Here is a 17,953-nt window from a genome sequence, read left to right as displayed (position 1 = left end):
CAGCCACGACCCCTCGACTGTTGACGAGAACACCTTCCGCGAGATCACGGCCAAGCAAGCAACGGCTCGGTGAAGGAAGAGGCCACTGTGCAAGGTCCCCCCCATATAACCCGCCGGACCCTTCTGGGCGGCAGCCTGGCACTCGCCGGAGCCGCCGCCACGGGCTGCGCCATCCCGGTCGGGCTCGGCTCGTCCCAGACCCGCGTCCAGTACTGGCATTTCCTCGGCGCGAGCGACGGCATCATCATGAACCAGATGGTCAAGGCGTTCGCCAAGGACAACCCCGACATCTTCGTCGAGGAAAACGTCCTGGCCTGGGGAGAGCCGTACTACACCAAGATCGCGATGGCGGGCTCCGGCGGACGCTCGCCCGACCTGGCGACCTTCCACCTCGCCCGGCTGGCCGGCATCGGCGCCGGGGCGATCCTCGACCCCATCAACGTGAAGCTGCTGGAGGAGGTGGGCCTGCGGGGCGCCGACTTCAGCCCGCCGATCTGGGAGCGCGCCCACCTCGACGGCGTGTTGTACGCGATCCCGTTCGACGCCCACCCGATGGTCCAGTACTACAACACCGAGATCTGCGGCAAGGCCGGGCTGCTCGGCCCGGACGGCAAGCTGCTGCCCACCACGGGCGTCGACCAGCTGCTGGCAATGCTGCGCAAGGCCAAGGACGCGATGGGCGGCAAGCCGCCGCTGGCGTTCGACGCGCTCGGGCTCGGCACGGTGGGCCCCTGGCGCGTGTGGTATTCGCTGTATCCGCAGAGCGGCGGCACCCTGCTGTCGGACGACGGCACCCAGATCACGATCGACGACGCCAAGGCGCTCCAGGCACTGCGGCTCATGGCCCAGCTCGGCAAGGAAGGACTGTGCGACTGGCGCACCGACTACGGCGCCTCCGTCGCCAACTTCACCAACGGCCAGGCCGCCTTCCTCTGGAACGGCGACTGGGAGACCACCGGGCTCAAGGAACGCAAGACCCCGTTCAACATGACCCGCTTCCCCAACGTCTTCGGCACCGGCGCGGCGCAGGCCGACTGCCACGCGTTCGTGCTTCCGCACCAGCGCGACCGGGACCCCGAGGTCGAGCGGGCGACCTACCGCTTCATCGCCGGCATCGTCAAGAACAGCGCCGACTGGGCGGTCGCCGGGCACGTGCCCGCGTACCTGCCCGCGCTGGAGGAACCCGACTACCTCGCGCTGCAGCCCCAGTCGGAGTACCGCTCGGTCATCACCGAGGTCGCGCTCGATCCCCAGGTCTGGTTCACCGGCTCGGCCTCCCGGATGTGGATCGAGTTCGGCGAGGCGTTCTCCCCGGTCATCAGCGGCGAGCGCACGCCGGAGGAGGGCCTGGCCGCCGCCAAGGCGTCGCTGAACCGGCTGCTGTCCGCCCCGAACCCCTTCCCCGCCCAGGAGCGATGATGACGACCACCGTCGCCGCCCCCGCGGCCACCGCCCCCGTCGCCGAGGCCAAGGTCAAGCGCGGCTGGACGCAGCACGGGCTGCTGTTCGTCGCGCCGTTCCTGGTGATCTACGTGGCCTTCCTGGTCTGGCCGACGCTGCTCGGCCTGCGGATGAGCCTGTCGAGCGTCAACATCGCCGGCACCAACGACGACTTCGTCGGCTTCGACAACTACGCCGAGGCGTTCGCCGACCCCCGCATGTGGCGCTCGCTGTGGAACACGCTGGTCTTCACCGTGCTGAGCACGGTCCCGCTGGTGCTGCTCGGCCTGGCGTTCGCCCTGCTGGTGCACCACCTGCGGTTCGTGCAATGGCTGTGGCGGCTGTCGTTCTTCGGCCCGTTCCTGCTGCCGTCGGCCGTCGTGTCGATCTTGTGGCTGCAGATGATCTACCCGCCCGACTACGGCCTGATCAACGGCACGCTCGGCACTGACGTCCTGTGGCTCGGCGACCCGTCGATGGCCATGTGGTCGGTGGTGATGACCACCGTCTGGTGGACGGTCGGCTTCAACTTCCTGCTCTACCTGGCCGCGCTGCAGTCGATCCCGCAGCACCTGTACGAGGCCGCCGCCATCGACGGCGCCAACGCCTGGGACAAGCTGCGCTCGATCACGCTGCCGATGCTCAGCCGCACGACCGCCCTGATCATCGTGCTGCAGCTGCTGGCGTCGCTGAAGGTCTTCGACCAGATCTACCTCATGACCGGCGGCGGCCCCGAGGACAGCACCAGACCCATCATCGAGTACGCCTACGACGTCGGCTTCACCGGCTACCGCATCGGCTACGCCTCGGCCGTGTCGTACATCCTGTTCGCCATCATCGTCATCGTCTCCCTGGCACAGCTCCGGCTGTTCCGCAAGCGCGCGGAGGGCTCGTCATGACCAAGCGGTTCAGCCTCAGCTTCAGCCAGCTCGTCCTGCTGGCGGTGGCGCTGGTGCTGGCGGCCATCTGGCTGGCGCCCATCGCCTGGGCCGTGGCCACCTCGCTCAAGCCCGAGGACGAGACCACCAAGATCCCGCTGCAGTGGTTCGCCAGCGAGATCACCCTGGACTCCTACCGGCTGGTCCTGGAGACCGGCGGCATCGTCAAGTGGGCGATCAACTCGACGGTCACGGCGGTGATCGTCACGTTCCTGACCGTGTTGTTCTCGGCGATGGCGGCCTACGGGTTCGCGCGCACGCAGTTCCGCGGCCAGCGGGCGCTGCTGGCGCTCATCCTGGCCGGGATCATGGTGCCGCCGCAGGTGCTGATCGCGCCGCTGTTCGCGGAGATGGTCGCGCTCGGCCTGGTCGACACCTGGTGGGCGATCATCCTGCCGCAGGTGGCCGCGCCGCTGATCGTCTACATCCTGTACAAGTTCTTCCAGGACGTGCCGCCCGAGCTGGAGCAGGCGGCGTTCGTGGACGGGGCGGGGCGCTGGCGGGTGTTCTTCACCATCGTGCTGCCGCTGTCGCGTCCCGTGCTCGCGGCGGTGTCGATCTTCACGTTCATCACCACCTGGAACAACTTCCTCTGGCCGTTCCTGGTCTCCACCGACCCGAACACGATGACGCTGCCGGTGGGGCTGGCGAACGTCGTCCAGGGCACCTTCGGCCTGCGCTACGCCCAGATCATGGCCTCCGTGGTGCTGGCCGGGCTGCCGCTGCTGGTGGTGTTCGTGCTGTTCCAGCGGCAGATCGTCCGCGGCGTCGCCCACACCGGCCTGGCCGGCCAGTGACGCTCATGGGTCCGGATCGGCGGCCGGCTCCTCTCGCCCACCAGGGACGCCTCCCTAGTTCCCGCGGCGATGGCCGCCAGAGCGTCCGCTGCGTCGCGGTGAGATCCTGGCTCATGCGAGCCGCCCCCGCCGCCCTGCTCTCCGGCGAAGAGCCTCCCGCACCGGGTCCCCTCCACCCCTGACCACCCGCGCGGGCCCGCTCGGCCGCCCGGCGGCGGATCGCCGGCCACCAGGGCAGCGCGCCCTCTTGGGGAAGCGCACCTCGGCGGAGGTCTTTCCCGGGGAAAGAGGGGGCGGGTGGGCGACTCCATGGGGGCGGCCTGCGACGGGGCGGGCCGTGCGGACACGGGGCTAGCCGGTCTCGTGGTGCACGAGCAGCACGAACGTGCGGGCGTAGGACACGCCGGACGCCGGGCGGGGCCAGTCCAGGTCGGCCAGGACGCGTGATCCGGCCTCGTGGTGGTCGCCGTCGACCCGGATCTCGGCGGTCTCGCTCCCCTCGCCGCCGCCGAAGAAGGCCTTGACGCCGATCAGGTGGTCGCGGTGGAAGGTGCCCTTCAGCGCGGGGGCCAGGTGCGGGAGGAGCACGTGCTGGACGGCCCACTGCTGCACGACGTCGTGGTCGTCGCCGGTGCCCCAGCCGGTGACGGCGCCGTGGATGGCGTGCCAGCCGGGGAAGCCGTCGGGGTGGTCGGGGCCGAAGTGGCCGGCGAACGAGCCGTCCTGGACGAGAAGCTCCAGGATCGTGCTCCCGGTGGTGTCGAGCCACGTCTGGATGGCGCGGTCGACGGCCTCCTCCGCGGTGGCGCCGTAGCCGGAGACGCAGTCGGGGATCGTGGTGTCCTCCGGGCCGTCGACGTCGAGCACGACGTCGAGGTCGAGGTGACCGGGACTGCCGGTGTGGTCGTCGCGCAGGACGACGGCGACCGTGCCCGGGCCCTTGACGAGACCGTCCCGGACCTGCCAGGGCTCGCCCGCCGCGGCCGACAGCCGGTCGGCCAGCATGCCGAGGACCGTCTCGTCCGGCAGCCGCGCCTCGTCCATGCCGCTCTCCCCTCGCCACTGCCGCGCCCGCACTCCGCCGACGTGCCGCTCCGCACGCAGGCCAGGCCGAGGGAGGCGTGGAACGCCCGGCACTCCTCGATCTTAGCCGGGTTGATCACCAGAAGGTCCGGCTCCGGACGGCGTGGCGGGAGTCAGCGAAGGGTCAGCGCTCGTAGCAGTCGTAGTTGCGCTGGGCCGCGATCTTCCCGTCGCGGAACTCCAGGAACGTCCCGATGTGCGCGCGCAGGGTGTGACCGGCCGGCAGGTCGCCCAGCGGGACGGCGAGCGTGCCGCTCCAGAGCACCTCGAGGGCGACCCGGTCGCCGGCCGCGACCGCGTTGAGCACCTTGAAGCGCTGGTCGCTGATGGTCGTGCGGCCGCGTTCCGCCGCGGCGCGAAGGCCGTCGAGGTCGCGTACGGCGCCTTCGGGGAAGAGCGCGTTGGGCAGCTCGCGTTGCACGGCGTCCTCGTGGAAGTACGGCTCGGGGCTCTCGCCCCGGGACACCGCCTCGTGGTAGCGGACGGCGAGGTCCACGTTGGGGTGCTGCTGGAGGTCCGTCATATTCACAACCATAGTTGTACAACTATGGTTGTCAACTGCAGAATGGCGTCATGCATCCTGTCCGACCCGGCGACCTGGACACCGGGACGCTGGCACTCTTCGTCGGCTTCGCGGCCGCCTCCGTCGTGCAGGAGAGCCTGGCGGAGCAGGGCTTCTCCGGCCTGAGGTTCGCTCACGGGTACGTCTTCCAGCACCTCGTCGACGACGCCGGCCCCACCGTGGGCGACCTGGCCCCGAAGCTGGGCGTGACGCAGCAGGCGGCGTCCAAGAGCGTGGCCGAGCTCGAACGCCTCGGCTACGTGCAGCGCCTGGCCGACCCGCGCGACGCCCGGATCCGCCGGGTGCACCTGACCGCGCGGGGCCGCGAGGCGGTGGCGGCGGCCCGGCGGGCCCGCGAGGCGCTGGAGTCGCGGCTGGCCGAGCGCGGCGGCGAGCGGCGGCTGGAGGAGTGCCGGGCGCTGCTCGCGGACCTCCTGGACGAGCTGGGCGGCACGCCGGCCGTGCGCCACCGCGAGGTCAGGCCGCCCCGCTAGCGCGGCCGGCTCGCATGCCGGCCAGGCCGGTTGCCAGGCAATTGCCAGGAAGTGACGGTACGCTGCCTCGGCATGAACTGGCAGCGCAAGGTCAACAAAGCGCTGGTCAGGTTCACCGGATTCCAGATCGAAAGGGTCGGGAAAGAGCCGCCGCCCGCGCCCGTCCCCGAGATCAGACGGCCCGCGGATCCGCTAACCGACCGGCTGCTCGAAGCACCCGTGTTCCTCCTGTCTCCCGTGCGGTCCGGCTCGACGCTCCTGCGGTCGATACTCAACGCCCACTCGGCCCTGCACGCCCCCCATGAGCTGCACATCCGGCGGCTGCGGGTGCACCTCAACACCGGACTGGCCGCGAAGGCGACGGCGGCGCTCGGGCACGCCCGCTTCCTCTTCCTGCTCCGCCATCCCGCCTCGATCGCCACGTCCTGGCACGAGGCCGGCCCGGACAAGCGCACGCCCGAGGAGGCCGCGCTGGACGCGCTGCGTTACATGAAGGCCGTCCAGCGCGCCAGGAAGGCCTCAGCGCCGAGCCGGAGCGGGTCACCCGCGAGAGCCGGACATGCTCGCCGCGAGGACCAGATCCCGGAGGCGCTGAAGCCCATTTCCCGGACCTGGGGGTACGTCAGGTGAAGATCCGCTATCTCATGCTGCACGCGTACGGCATGGGCGGCACCGTCCGCACGGTCGTCAACCAGGCGAACGCGATGGCCGCGGCGGGACACGACGTCGAGCTGGTCAGCGTGGTACGGCGGCGCGACAGGCCCCGGTTCACCCTGGACCCGCGCGTCACGATCACCACGCTGGTGGACCAGCGCGCCGGCCGGCGGCCCGACTCGTTCGGGCGCAGGGTCTGGCGCCGGGTACGCGGGAAGGTCGTGCCGCGCGGCGAGTTCGCGGCCGGCTACTTCACCGAGCGCGTGGAGTGGGCGGCGATGGACTACTGCGCCAAGCTGCGTGACGGCGTCCTCGTCACCACCCGGCCCGCGCTGAACCTGATCTCGGCCCGCCGCACGCCCAGGAGCGTCATCAGGGTCGCCCAGGAGCACATGAACCTGTCGGCCTACCCCGAGACCATCCGCAGGGAGATCGCCCGCCACTACGGGCGGCTCGACGCGGTCACGGTGCTGACGCGCACGAACCGGCTCGAATACCAGCGGCTCCTGCCCCGCACCCCGATCGTGCAGATCCCGAACGCCCTGCACAAGGTCGATCAGGAACGTTCCCGGCAGGTCGATCCCGTCGTGGTGGCGGCCGGCCGGCTGGTGCCGCAGAAGGGGTTCGACCTGCTGATCCAGGCCTTCGCGCAGGTGGTGGCGGAGCATCCGGAGTGGCGGCTGCGCATCTTCGGCACCGGGCCGCGCCGGGGCGAGCTGGCCGGGCTCGTCGAGCAGTACGGGCTGGGCGGGCACGTGGCGTTGCCCGGGCGTACCGACCAGCTGGACCGGGAGCTGACCGAGGCCTCCGTGTACGCGCTGAGCTCGCGCTTCGAGGGCCTGCCCATGGTGATGATCGAGGCCATGACGCACGGGCTGCCGGTGGTGGCGTTCGACTGCCCGACCGGGCCGGGCGACGTGCTGACCGACGGCGTGGACGGGGTGCTCGTGCCACCCAGGGACGTGGACGCGCTGGCGGCCGCGCTGAAGCGGGTCGTCGCGGACCGGCAACTGAGGGTGCGGATGGGCAGGCAGGCGGTGAAGACGTCGCGGGCGTACGCGCCGGAGCTCGTGATGCCGTTGTGGGAGGATTTGTTCTCCGAGCTGCTTGAGGGAGAACGGGTGATCGACAATTTCTGGAGCGCCCGGTGAAAGCGTGGCGCGCTGAATAGCACCCAGAAAAAGATTTACCCGACACAAACCCCATTTCCGGCAAAACCACCACAAAGTTCGCGGCAGCCTGGGACGCATGCGTAATCGGAAAGCCCGTCTCGCCGTCCTGACCGGTGCCCTTGCCCTGGTCACGGGGCTCGGGGCGCCCGCGTACGCGGACGTGCCGGCTCCGCTCGCCACCGTCGCCGCCCCTGCCGCCCCCGACGCGCCCACGGTGTACGCGCGGGCGGCCTACCTGATCGACGCCTCCTCGGGCGAGGCGCTTTTCGACGAGGCAGGCGGCGAACGCATGCCGATCGCCAGCCTCACCAAGACGATGACGGCCTATGTCGTGCTGAAGACCGCCAAGCCGACGGACGTGGTCGAGATCGCGCCCGCGGACGTCGCGTACGCCGAGGACGGCGGCGGCACCACCGCCGACCTGCGCGCCGGGGACCGCCTCACGGTCGGAGAGCTCCTGTACGGCCTGATGCTGCCCTCGGGCGCCGACGCGGCCCACGCCCTGGCCCGCACGTACGGCCCCGGCGTCGACGGCTTCGTCGCCAAGATGAACGCGACCGCCCGCGAGCTGGACATGAACGACACCCAGTACGTCAACGCCGACGGCCTGCCCATGCCGGGCAGCGACGGCTACTCCACCGCCCGCGACCAGGCCGTGCTGGCCGCCAAGGCGCTGCAGCATCCGTTGATCGCCGAGGCGGCCGGGACCCGGTACCACTCGCTCGACGCGAGCGGCGAGCACGGCTCATACAGCTGGCGCAACACCAACCGGCTCCTCGGCACGCCGGGCGCCATCGGGCTGAAGACAGGGTTCACGCGGGCGGCCGGGTACTGCCTGGCGTTCGCGGGCGAGCGGGACGGGCGGCGGCTGGTCGGCGTGCTGCTCGGCGAGTCGGTTTCGAGCCGCCGCTTCAGCACGGCCGAGGCGCTCCTGGACTGGGGCGCCGCCCGCCAGTCCGCCTGACACGCGGCCCGGCCGGACGCTACCGCACGCCACCCGGCGCTGCCGCGTGCTGCCCCGGCACAATCACTCGCCGCCCGGCGCTGTCCCACGCCTCCACCAGCGGCCATGGCGTCCCCTCCTCCCGGACAGGGCCGTGGCCACGAACGGCGTCAGCGCCCGCGAAGATCGCGGCGATCGCGCGCGCGGCCGCGCCGCGGCGCCCGGGGAGCGGTGATGCCGGATCGACCCGATCCGGCCACGCGGCGCCAGATTCGCCCGCCCGAAATTTCATGCCATGGACGGCGTTGATCCTTTGGATTAGTTTGCCCGACATGAAGCTTCGAATCGCGTTGAGCGCGATGTCAGCGACCTTCCTCCTCGCGGCCGCGGCGCCGTCCCCCGCCCACGCCGGACCGCTCCGGCTCGGCTGGGAGCTCAAGGAGACCGGAGTGACCGCGCGCCTGCGAGGGCTGTCGCCCGTCAGCCGCGACGTGGTCTGGGCCTCCGGCTCGGGCGGCACGGTGCTGAGGACCGTGGACGGCGGGCGGAGCTGGCAGAACGTCTCGCCACCCGGCACGGCCGACCTGCAGTTCCGCGACATCGAGGCGTTCGACGCGCGCCGCGCCGTGGCCCTGTCCATCGGCGAGGGCGCGAACTCGCGGGTCTACCGCACCGAGGACGGCGGGCGCACCTGGACGGAGACCTTCAGGAACGACGAGCCGCGGGCGTTCTACGACTGCCTGGCCTTCTTCGACGGGCGCCACGGGCTGGCCATGAGCGACCCGGTGGACGGCAGGTTCCGGATCCTGGCCACGGAGGACGGCGGGCGGAGCTGGCGGGTGCTCCCCGCCGACGGCATGCCCGACGCGCTGCCGGGTGAAGCCGGGTTCGCGGCGAGCGGGCAGTGCCTGGTCACGGCGGGCGGCCGGGACGTGTGGCTGGCCAGCGGCGGGGCCGAGCGGTCGCGGGTGTTCCATTCGGGGGATCGCGGGCGTACGTGGACGGTGGCCGACACGCCGATCCCGGCCGGGGACCCGGCGCGGGGCGTCTTCGGGCTCGCCTTCCGCGACCGGCACCGGGGCATCGCGGTCGGCGGCGACTACCGCCCGGACCAGCAGTCGCCCAGCGCCGGCGCCGTGACCAGGGACGGCGGAGCGAGCTGGCAGGCCGCCGCCACGCCGCCGCCGGCGTACCGGTCTGGTGTGACCTGGCTGCCGTTCCCACCCTTCGCCGCCCTCGCGGTGGGGCCGTCCGGGAGCGATGTGACGTACTCGGGCGGGCGGCACTGGGAGACGTTCGACGGTGGCTCGTTCGACACGGTGTCGTGCGCCCGAGACGGCGCCTGCTGGGCCTCAGGCGAACAGGGCCGCATCGCCCGCCTGACCCTGAAGTAGCCCGCCCCGCCCCCGCCCCGCGCGCCTACGGGCGGCGGGCGGCTACGGGCGCGCCGCACCGGCCACCGCCTCTGCCACAGACACGCGCCACCCACCACGCGCCACCCGGCTACCCGTCACCGTGCCGCGCCCGCCGTGCGGGGTCAGATGGCGGGCGGGCTCGTGCTGACGCCGGGTGGGTCAGCGGACGTCGCGGGGGCGGAACTGGATGCTGATGCGCGGCCCCGTGGGGCGGGCCGTCTTCGGGATGGCGTGTTCCCAGGTGCGCTGGCAGCTGCCGCCCATCACGATCAGATCCCCGTGGCCGAGGTCATGGCGGATCGAGGGGCCGCCGCCGCGCGGGCGCAGCAACAGCGGACGCGGGCAGCCGACAGAGATGATCGCGACCATCGTGTCCTCGGTGCTCCCCCGCCCGATCGTGTCCCCGTGCCAGGCCACGCTGTCACGCCCGTCGCGGTAGAAGCAGAGCCCGGCCGTGCGGAACGGCTCGCCCAGCTCCTCGCCGTAGTGGGCGTTGAGCGCCCGCCTGGCGTCCTCGAGCACCGGGTCCGGCAGGGGCTTGTCCTCGTCGTAGAACTTCAGCAACCGCGGCACGTCGACGACCTTGTCGTACATGCGCCGCCGCTCGGCACGCCACGGCACCGTCTCGGCGAGCCGCTCGAACAGCGTGTCGGCCCCGGACACCCAGCCCGGCCGGAGGTCGATCCAGGCGCCGCGATCGAGATGAGTCCGCCGGACCGTGTCGCCGAGCGGACCCAGGCCGAGCTCCTCGTCGAGACCGAGCAGAGATGCTTGGAACGCGGCTCTCATGGTCCCGAGTCTACGCCATCCTTCAAACACGTATTCGACAGACGTGGTGGTCGCTTTTGCCGGCGGCTCGTGCGAGGCTGGCAGACGCCGGGAGCGAGTGGCGTCGCGCTCGAACCGCGCCGTAAACCGCGCCGTGAGGTGAGGAGGCCACCCGCCGCTTCGTCACGGACACGAGAAGGAGCATCGCCGTGCTCACCACCGACTACCTCTCGGGCACCCCCTGCTGGATCGACGTCAACAGCCCCGACGTCGACCGGTCCGTCACGTTCTACACCGGGCTGTTCGGCTGGCGGTCGATCACGCTCGGTCCGGAGCACCGGGACTACCGCTTCTGCCAGATCGACGGGAAGACCGTGGCCGGGATCAGCCACGCGACCGAGGACAACCCGGCCGCGGCGTGGCTGACATACTTCCAGACGCCCGACGCCGACGCCGTGGCCAAGACGATCGAGCAGGCGGGCGGCACGGTCATCGCCCCGCCGTGGGACATCGAGGGGCAGGGCCGGATGGCGGTGTTCGCGGATCCGGGCGGCGCCCGGTTCGCCGTGTGGCAGCCCGGCGGCACCAAGGGGCTCGGCATGGTCACGGAGCCGGGGTCGCTCGCTTGGGTGGAGGCGTACGTCCCCGACGTCGCCGCCGCGCGCGCCTTCTACGAGACGGTCTTCGGCTGGTCCGTCACGGACATGCCGATGGGCGACATGTCCTATCCCGTGGTCTCCCCCGCCGGGGGCGGCGAGTCGCTGTCGATGGCCGGGATCGTCCAGCTCGAGCCCGGCGACGGCCCGCACTGGCTCGCCTACTTCGAGGTGCCCGACTGCGACGCCACGGTGGCCCTGGCGCAGCAGCTCGGCGGCACGGTGCGGGCTCCGGCGACGAGCGTGGAGGGGGTCGGGCGCATGGCGTTCCTCGCCGACCCGCACGGCGCCCGTTTCGCGGTCATCACCAGCTCGGCGTGATCGCCTGAACGTCCCCGAACGCCTGGACGGCTAGGCCCGGCCTGCGCGGCACGCAGTCCGTACAGGCCGGGCCGACCTGCCGGGGAACCTTCCCTTCGTGCGCCCCTCCTAACACCGGCACACACTCTCCTGTAACGTCTTGTATGTGTTATCCCGTTACATGGCCGGGGCGGTCGCCGCCCGTACCGGAGACGAGATGTCCGGGCCCGCCCTCCTCGTCACGGGGCTGGCCGTCACGGGATCTCCCGTGGTGGCGTCCTGGCTGCTGGCCGGGCTGACCGTCTCGGCCGCGGTCGGCGGGCCGCTGCTCGGGGTGCTGCTCGACCGGGCGCGGCGGCCGGGGCGGCTGCTGGCATGGTGCCTGTCCGGGTACGCGGCCGGGCTGCTGATGGTCCTGTACGGGCTGGGGCGGGTGCCGGACGCGGCCCTGGTCGCGGTGGCCGTGGCGACCGGCCTGCTGGGCCCGGCGCTCACCGGCGGCTGGACGGCGCAGTTGCCGCTGGTGGCCGGGGCGGAGTGGATGGGCAGGGCGAACGCCCTCGACTCCATGAGCTACAACGTGGCGGGGCTGGCCGGTCCGGCCGTGGTGGGCGTGATGGCGGCGGCCGATGGCGGCGGGGCGGCGGTGCTGGTGTGCGTGGGGCTGCTCGTCGCCGCGTTTCCCGTCGCCTGGACGCTCCCCGCACGCGGCGGCACCGTGTCCAGGGAGCCCGGCGACGGGGTGCGGCGGCGGGAGCGCGGCGATGGCGCGATGTCCGGGGAGCCGGGTGTCGTGAGCGGTGGATCCGCTGGGTGGGGCCGGGCGTCGGGCGAGTCCGTGCGGCGGGAAATGCTCGAGGGGTTCGCCGTCATCGTACGGAACGGGGCGCTGCGGCGGGCGACGGCCGGATCGATGATCTCGTGTGCGGGGCTCGCCGTACTGGTGGTGTCGGCTCCGGTGCTCGGGGTCCGGCTCACCGGCGAGAGCGGGTACGGCGCTTTGCTGCTCGCCGTCACCGCCGCGTGCGGGCTCGCGGCGAACACGGTGGTCGCCGCCCGTGGCGAGGCCTGGCGGTGGGACACGGTGCTGGTGTGGGGGACGGCGGTTCTGGGGGCCGGGACGGCGCTGGCGGCCGTGTCCGGGTCGTTCTGGGTCGCGGTGGTGGCGGCGGCGGTGGTGGGAGCGGGCGAGGGTCCGCAGCTGACCGCGTTGTTCTCGGTACGGCACCGCGAGGCGCCCGCCCGCCTGCGCGCCCAGGTGTTCACCACCGGCGCCAGCCTGAAGATCACCTCGTTCGCGATCGGGTCCGCGCTGGCCGGGCCGCTGGTGGCGTACTCGGTCACGGCGGCCCTGCTGACGGGCGCTGCGCTGCAGGCGGCGGCCGTGGCCGTGCTGGCGGCACCACGGCGGAGGTCCCCGACACCGACGGGGTGACCGACCCGAGGGCGATCAGCCGCCCGCATGCCGGACGAGCCTGTAAGGCAACCCGCCCCCGCGAGACTCGAAGGCCGTCAGCCGGGCACGCTGGACGAGGTGCGGGAGCGGTGGGCGGCGACGCGTTCGCGGGTGGCGCAGCGGGTGCTGCAATACCGGCGCGGGCTGCCGCCGCCGAAGTCCATGAACGGCCGCCCGCAGCCGGCCGACGCGCACAGCCCGCCGGGAATCCGCTGGTAGTCGGCCAGCAGCACGGCCAGCGCCATCGCCGACGACGCCAGGAACCACGCCCCCCACGGCGCGTCGTCCCCGCTGTCCACGTGCAGGTGCCAATGGGTCGTGCCCCTGTGGCTGGTCAGCCTGGGCGGCTTGGCGGCTCGGGAGAGCAGCCGGTTGAGCAGGGCCGCCGCCTGGCCGGCGTCAGGCGCGCCCAGCACCTCGCGCAGCCGCGCCGCCGCCGCGCGCATGGCCGCGATGTCGTCCTCGCCCAGGCCGAGTTCTCCGGTCTCGCCGTGCCGGCGCAGGACGTGCGACACCGACTCGACCGACGGCTGCTCGTGCAGCAGCGCCACGCAGAGGTCGACGGCCCTGACGGCCATCGCCTTTGTCGAGTGAGCCTCCACGCAAGCAGCGTATGCCCCCGGCGCCAGACGCCAGAACCCGTTCCGCGGGCGCATCCTCAGTCCCGGCACGACGTGTCCTTCAACAGCCCGGAGGCGCGTTCACCTCCTCGGATCCGCGACGCCGGGTGGCCGGTTGATCACAGATCGGCCGCGTTCGCCGGAATGATCGCCCCGCCAATCCCCTTGACCGCCGTGGTCATCCATGTCTAGATCAAAACGGTTCATCGCTCTCAGCCGAAGGACAGGGCATGGCATCGGCATGGACACCCCCATCGTGACGGATGGGAGCCGGGACGCCGCCGCGGGGAGGCGGCGGCGCCGGACGTACGCGGTGCGGATCTCCGCCGTCCTCGCGGGGACCCTCAACCTCGTCATGGCCGCGGTGCTGTTCGGCACTCCCGGCAGTTTCCCCACGCTGGACACCGTGCCCATGCCGGAGGGCGGCACCGAGGCGCCGCCTCCGGGCTCGCTCAGCGCCCGGCCCACCGCCTCGCCGATCGGCTCCACGCCGCACCCGCTGCCCGCCACGGCTCCCCGCACCGCGCCCCGGGAGAGAATCGCCACGCCCGGCGGGGACCGCGGGCGCACGCCGCCGCCCGGCGCGGACACGGGACCGGTCGCCGTCCGCACGACGCCCGCCCGCCCCGTACCCACGGTCAAGGTTCCGGTGACGGCACCGCCCAGCAGGACGGGCAAGCCCGTCAAGACCCCGCCCGTCAAACAGTCCGCCGGCGCGTCCCCCGAAGTCCGGCCCACGCCTCCAGGCCAGACAAAGGAGCCACCGGGCCGAACCAAGGAGCCACCGGGCCAGACCAAAGAGCCGCCGGGCCAAGCCAGGCAGCCACCAGGCCAGACCAGGGAGCCGCCGGGTCAGACGACGAGCAAGGCGGACGGCCCCGGGAACGACAATCCCCGCGACGGCGGCGGCGCCGATCGCCACCCGGACGTCCTGCGCCGCCAGGTGAACGACTGAGCTCAGCGGGCGGCGACGAGGGAGGTGGACGGTCCGAAGGGGGCTGTCAGAAGAGCGACGGATCAGAGTGGGCGGCGGCCGGCGAAGCCCAGCTCCGTACGGTGATACCAGGCGAGCTCCCGCTCACCCTCGATCCAGCACAGCCGCACCGACACCCCCTCCAGCACCGCGGGGAAGTCGACCAGCACGGGCGCGATGCCCTTGACCTCGATCCCCTGCCCCGTCCACCCGCTCAGGATCTCCTCGATGCGGGCCTCGAGCGCCTTGAGCTCGGGGAGGCCGCCGAGCTCGGACCGCCCCCTGGCCTGCCGGTCGAAGGTGATCTCGGCCAGGTCGGCGCGGGCGGCGATCACCTCACGAGCGTCCTCGATGACGCGGGGCAGCAGGGCGCGGGCCTCGTCGACGGTGAAGATCCGGTCCATGCGCCAACGCTAGCGGTTCGGCTCGTACGCGTGGACCAGCAGCTTCTCCGCGTGGTCGAGGTAGTCGTCCAGATAGGCCGCGGCCTGCTCCGTCTTGCCGGCCTCGATGAGCTCCAGCAGCGTGCGGTTGCGGTGGACGAACGGCTCGTGGAAGGCGCGCGGATTCTCCATCACGTGGAAGACCAGGCGCATCTCGGCCAGCAGCTGGCGCATGAGCTCGTCGATCCTCGGACTGTCGTTGAGCGACGCGAGCGCCTGGTGGAAGCGGATGTTGGCGGTGCCGACCGCCTGCCAGTCGTCCTCGGCGGCGGCCCGCTCGGCGTCGCGCATGGCCTCCTTGATGACGGCCAGCGCCTGCGGGGACGGCGGCCGGCGCACCGCCGAGCCCTCCAGCACGCGGCGCACCCGGTAGAGGTCGAGCACGTCCTCGACGGACGGGAGGCGGACGAACACGCCCCTGTTGAGCTTGTGGTCGAGCAGCCGCTCGTGCCCGAGCAGCCGGAACGCCTCGCGCAGCGTGTTGCGTGACACGCCGAGCCCTTCCGAGATGGACTCCTCCGACAGCCGCTGGCCGGGGCGGAAGAAGCCCGCGGTGATCCGGTCGCGCAGGATGTCGGCCACACCTTCGGCCATGCTGCTGCGTCCCAGCCTTTGCCGGTCCCGGGAAAGATCGGCGACGAGGTCATCCACATTCAACAGGGAATCATGGAGCAAAACCCTTGTCGAATTGTTCAACGATTCTTATGTTGAAACTACTCTCCCTCAGACAAGCAAGGAGCGATCGATGTCAGGCTCCACGCAACAGACCCGGCGGGTGATCCTCGCCAGCCTGATCGGCACGTCGCTGGAGTGGTACGACTTCTTCCTCTACACGACGGCGGCGACCCTGGTCTTCCCCAAGCTGTTCTTCCCGTCCCTCGACCCGTTCAGCGCGACGCTGGCGTCGCTGACCACCAACGCCGTGGCGTTCGTCGCCAGACCGCTCGGCGGTGTGGTGTTCGGCCACTTCGGCGACCGGGTGGGCCGCAAGACCGTGCTGGTGGTGACGCTCCTGGTGATGGGCGTCTCGACGTTCCTCATCGGCGTGCTGCCCGGCTACGCGGCCGTGGGCGTGATCGCGCCGATCCTGCTGGCGCTGCTGAGGTTCGTGCAGGGCTTGGGGCTCGGCGGCGAGTGGGGCGGCGCGGTGATCATGTCGCTGGAGCACGGCGACGGGCGGCGGCGCGGCTTCAACGCCAGCTGGCCGCAGGTGGGCGTCCCTGCCGGGTACGTGCTGGCCACCGGGCTGCTGACGATCCTGTCGTTCGTGCAGTCCGACGCGGCGTTCCTGTCGTGGGGGTGGCGGGTGCCGTTCCTGCTGTCGGGCGCGCTGGTGTTCGTGGGCCTGTGGGTGCGGCTCAAGGTGACCGAGTCGCCGCTGTTCGCCGAGGTCGAGCAGCAGGGCGCCAAGGCGAGGATGCCGCTCGTCGAGGTTTTGCGCACGCACCCGCGGGCGCTGCTGTCCGCCTTCACCGCGCGGATCGGGGTGGACGTGGCGTTCTACACGTTCACCGCGTACATCATCGTCTACATCACGACGCAGCTGGAGCTGCCGCGTTCGTACGCGCTGAACGCCGTGCTCATCGGGTCGGCGCTGCAGCTGGTGCTGATCCCGCTGTTCGGCTCGCTGTCGGACCGGCTGGGGCGGCGGCCGGTGTACCTGGCGGGCGTGGTCGGGGCGGCGGTGTGGGTGTTCGCGTTCTTCCCGCTGCTGGACACGAAGTCCTTCCCGCTGATCGCGCTGGCGGCCGTCATCGCGCTGGTCACGCACGCCGCGATGTACGGGCCGCAGGCGGCCTTCATCGCCGAGCTGTTCAGCACCCGGCTGCGCTACAGCGGCGCCTCGATGGGCTACCAGGTGGCCGGGATCGTGGGCGGCGCGCTGGCGCCGATCATCGCGGTCCAGCTGTTCCAGACGTACCAGACGACGGTTGCCGTGTCGGTCTACGTCGTCGCCGCCCTCGCCGTCACCGCCCTGGGGCTGGCCATCGCGCCGGAGACCCGGGACGTCGACATCGCCGCCGAGCCGGAGACCGCCCCGCGCGGCATCCCCGGCCAGGTCGGGCCGTTCGCGTAACTCGACTGCCGCGAAAGCCGCGGGCGGCGGCTGCCGACGCCGCCCGCGCAGGAGGAGGAGCATGAAGATCCTCTTGGCCGTCATCGCCGCGCTGATCGCCGTCCCCCTGCTCTTCGGGGGCGTGGGGGGCCTGGAGAGCACCGACGGCGGTCAGGTCGCCGTGGTCCGCGACGGGGGGCTGTTCGACGACAACAAGGTACGCGAGGTGATCGACCCCGGCTCCGGGCTGACCTGGACCGGCATGTGGTCGTCCGTCCACCTCTATCCGGCGCAGCAGCGCTTCTACACGATCACCGCCGACGCCAGGCGGGCCACCGCGCTGGGCGTCGACGTGGTGACGGTGCCGAGCAGCGACGGCGTGAACCTCGGCATCGAGGGCACCCTCTACTTCACGCTCAACCTCGATCACGAGACGCTGAAGAAGTTCGACGACAAGTTCGGCACCCGGACCTTCCGCTCCCAGGACGACCGCTCGCTCTACCCGTGGGAGGGCGAGGAGGGCTGGTCGGCGTTCTTCGGCCAGGCGGTGCGACCGGTGATCGACAACGCGTTGCGCGGCCAGATCGGCGCCATGCGCTGCGCCCAGCTGGTGCCCTCGTGCTCGCTGCTGGAGAGCGCCGGCCTCAAGCCGCAGGACGGCAACGCCAACATCGCCAAGGTGCAGGACGCGGTCAACGCCTCGCTCGCCCGCGACCTGCCGGCCACGCTGGGCGGCGAGTTCCTGACCGGGCTGCGGTTCACGCTGGCCAAGGTGACGCTGCCGGCGGACGTGCAGAAGGCGGTGGACCGCTCGCTGGCCGCCTCCGCGGCCGTGTCCGAGGCCCAGGCGAAGGTCGCCCAGGCCAAGGCGGAGGCCGAGGCGAACCGGGCCAGGCAGGACGGCTACGACGAGTGCCCCGCCTGCGCCGAGATCGAGAAGCTCAAGTCGCTGCCCCAGGGCATCACGGTGTACGCTCCGGGGAATCCGCAGTCGGTGGTCGTGCCGTCACGCTGAGCGCTGACGCCGAACCGCTTCCGTTTTGTACGGATACGTCAGCGTTTCAGGGGATCTGGACGTGATCTCGAGCATCGGGTCAGCGTTGTGACGGAATCGCCATCTATTCGCAGAACAAGGGCCACCGAATAGGCATAAACTGCGCGCCTGTGAGCCTGCCTGTACGAG

General features: G+C 71.8%; 19 protein-coding genes. 13 read left to right on the top strand and 6 right to left on the bottom strand.

Going from position 1 to position 17,953, the window contains the following annotated elements; translation table 11 throughout:
- The first annotated feature begins 87 nt into the window (after window positions 1–87).
- The 3 genes from ID574_RS07220 to ID574_RS07210 are packed head-to-tail and all read left to right on the top strand — an operon-like array spanning window position 88 to window position 3,175.
- On the top strand, window positions 88–1,419 hold the full coding sequence (locus ID574_RS07220; RefSeq protein WP_223166444.1) for an extracellular solute-binding protein: 1,332 nt from the start codon (window positions 88–90) through the stop codon (window positions 1,417–1,419).
- Window positions 1,419–2,339, top strand: coding sequence for a carbohydrate ABC transporter permease (locus ID574_RS07215; protein ID WP_223166443.1), 921 nt, complete (start codon window positions 1,419–1,421; stop codon window positions 2,337–2,339). Before ID574_RS07220 ends, ID574_RS07215 begins: the two co-directional genes overlap by 1 nt.
- Window positions 2,336–3,175, top strand: coding sequence for a carbohydrate ABC transporter permease (locus ID574_RS07210; RefSeq protein ID WP_188187908.1), 840 nt, complete (start codon window positions 2,336–2,338; stop codon window positions 3,173–3,175). The genes ID574_RS07215 and ID574_RS07210 overlap by 4 nt, the downstream gene beginning before the upstream one ends.
- A 351-nt stretch (window positions 3,176–3,526) precedes the next feature.
- Here ID574_RS07210 and ID574_RS07205 read toward each other — a convergent pair whose 3' ends face one another.
- Complete coding sequence (locus ID574_RS07205) at window positions 3,527–4,219, bottom strand: DUF6348 family protein (protein WP_188187907.1); 693 nt, start codon at window positions 4,217–4,219, stop codon at window positions 3,527–3,529.
- A 163-nt stretch (window positions 4,220–4,382) separates the two neighbouring features.
- Complete coding sequence (locus tag ID574_RS07200) at window positions 4,383–4,781, bottom strand: nuclear transport factor 2 family protein (protein WP_223166442.1); 399 nt, start codon at window positions 4,779–4,781, stop codon at window positions 4,383–4,385.
- A gap of 50 nt (window positions 4,782–4,831) precedes the next feature.
- Between ID574_RS07200 and ID574_RS07195 the strand changes: the two genes are divergently transcribed.
- From ID574_RS07195 to ID574_RS07175, 5 genes are all read left to right on the top strand, one after another.
- Complete coding sequence (locus tag ID574_RS07195; RefSeq protein WP_188187905.1) at window positions 4,832–5,314, top strand: MarR family winged helix-turn-helix transcriptional regulator; 483 nt, start codon at window positions 4,832–4,834, stop codon at window positions 5,312–5,314.
- Between the two features lie 72 nt (window positions 5,315–5,386).
- Entirely contained in the window at window positions 5,387–5,944 is a 558-nt protein-coding gene (locus ID574_RS07190; protein ID WP_188187904.1) for a sulfotransferase, read from the top strand.
- Window positions 5,941–7,119 carry a glycosyltransferase family 4 protein gene (locus tag ID574_RS07185; protein WP_188187903.1) on the top strand — a complete coding sequence of 393 codons (1,179 nt, stop codon included), beginning with the start codon at window positions 5,941–5,943 and terminating at the stop codon, window positions 7,117–7,119. The genes ID574_RS07190 and ID574_RS07185 overlap by 4 nt, the downstream gene beginning before the upstream one ends.
- 97 nt (window positions 7,120–7,216) lie before the next feature.
- Window positions 7,217–8,104 (top strand): D-alanyl-D-alanine carboxypeptidase family protein, encoded by an 888-nt coding sequence (locus tag ID574_RS07180; RefSeq protein WP_188187902.1) that lies wholly within the window; start codon window positions 7,217–7,219, stop codon window positions 8,102–8,104.
- Window positions 8,105–8,415: 311 nt separating this feature from the next.
- Window positions 8,416–9,477: a WD40/YVTN/BNR-like repeat-containing protein gene (locus ID574_RS07175; protein ID WP_188187901.1), complete on the top strand. Its 1,062-nt coding sequence runs from the start codon at window positions 8,416–8,418 to the stop codon at window positions 9,475–9,477.
- Between the two features lie 180 nt (window positions 9,478–9,657).
- Here ID574_RS07175 and ID574_RS07170 read toward each other — a convergent pair whose 3' ends face one another.
- Entirely contained in the window at window positions 9,658–10,287 is a 630-nt protein-coding gene (locus tag ID574_RS07170; protein WP_188187900.1) for an alpha-ketoglutarate-dependent dioxygenase AlkB, read from the bottom strand.
- Between the two features lie 188 nt (window positions 10,288–10,475).
- Here ID574_RS07170 and ID574_RS07165 point away from each other — a divergent pair, with 188 nt between their 5' ends.
- Window positions 10,476–11,243 (top strand): VOC family protein, encoded by a 768-nt coding sequence (locus tag ID574_RS07165; protein ID WP_188187899.1) that lies wholly within the window; start codon window positions 10,476–10,478, stop codon window positions 11,241–11,243.
- A 145-nt stretch (window positions 11,244–11,388) separates the two neighbouring features.
- Entirely contained in the window at window positions 11,389–12,657 is a 1,269-nt protein-coding gene (locus ID574_RS07160; RefSeq protein WP_223166441.1) for an MFS transporter, read from the top strand.
- Window positions 12,658–12,734: 77 nt separating this feature from the next.
- On the opposite strand, the gene ID574_RS07155 is transcribed toward ID574_RS07160, so the two are convergent.
- On the bottom strand, window positions 12,735–13,280 hold the full coding sequence (locus ID574_RS07155) for a CGNR zinc finger domain-containing protein (RefSeq protein ID WP_223166440.1): 546 nt from the start codon (window positions 13,278–13,280) through the stop codon (window positions 12,735–12,737).
- A 259-nt stretch (window positions 13,281–13,539) separates the two neighbouring features.
- On the opposite strand from ID574_RS07155, the gene ID574_RS07150 reads away from it, so the two are divergent.
- A complete protein-coding gene (locus ID574_RS07150; RefSeq protein ID WP_188187898.1) occupies window positions 13,540–14,253 on the top strand; it encodes a hypothetical protein in 714 nt (237 codons plus the stop codon).
- Window positions 14,254–14,315: 62 nt separating this feature from the next.
- Here ID574_RS07150 and ID574_RS07145 read toward each other — a convergent pair whose 3' ends face one another.
- On the bottom strand, window positions 14,316–14,675 hold the full coding sequence (locus ID574_RS07145) for a DUF2203 domain-containing protein (RefSeq protein WP_188187897.1): 360 nt from the start codon (window positions 14,673–14,675) through the stop codon (window positions 14,316–14,318).
- A 9-nt stretch (window positions 14,676–14,684) separates the two neighbouring features.
- Entirely contained in the window at window positions 14,685–15,371 is a 687-nt protein-coding gene (locus tag ID574_RS07140; RefSeq protein WP_223166439.1) for a GntR family transcriptional regulator, read from the bottom strand.
- A gap of 88 nt (window positions 15,372–15,459) precedes the next feature.
- On the opposite strand from ID574_RS07140, the gene ID574_RS07135 reads away from it, so the two are divergent.
- A complete protein-coding gene (locus ID574_RS07135) occupies window positions 15,460–16,791 on the top strand; it encodes an MFS transporter (RefSeq protein ID WP_223166438.1) in 1,332 nt (443 codons plus the stop codon).
- Between the two features lie 61 nt (window positions 16,792–16,852).
- The gene (locus ID574_RS07130) at window positions 16,853–17,785 is read left to right on the top strand and encodes an SPFH domain-containing protein (protein WP_188187896.1); all 933 of its coding nucleotides are present in this window, start codon (window positions 16,853–16,855) and stop codon (window positions 17,783–17,785) included.
- The last annotated feature ends 168 nt before the right edge of the window (window positions 17,786–17,953 follow it).

This window comes from Nonomuraea sp. SYSU D8015, from assembly GCF_008065375.1.
Lineage (GTDB): Bacteria > Actinomycetota > Actinomycetes > Streptosporangiales > Streptosporangiaceae > Nonomuraea.
The sequence above is the reverse complement of the archived record's forward strand: the minus strand, read 5'-3'. Positions and strand labels throughout refer to the sequence as shown.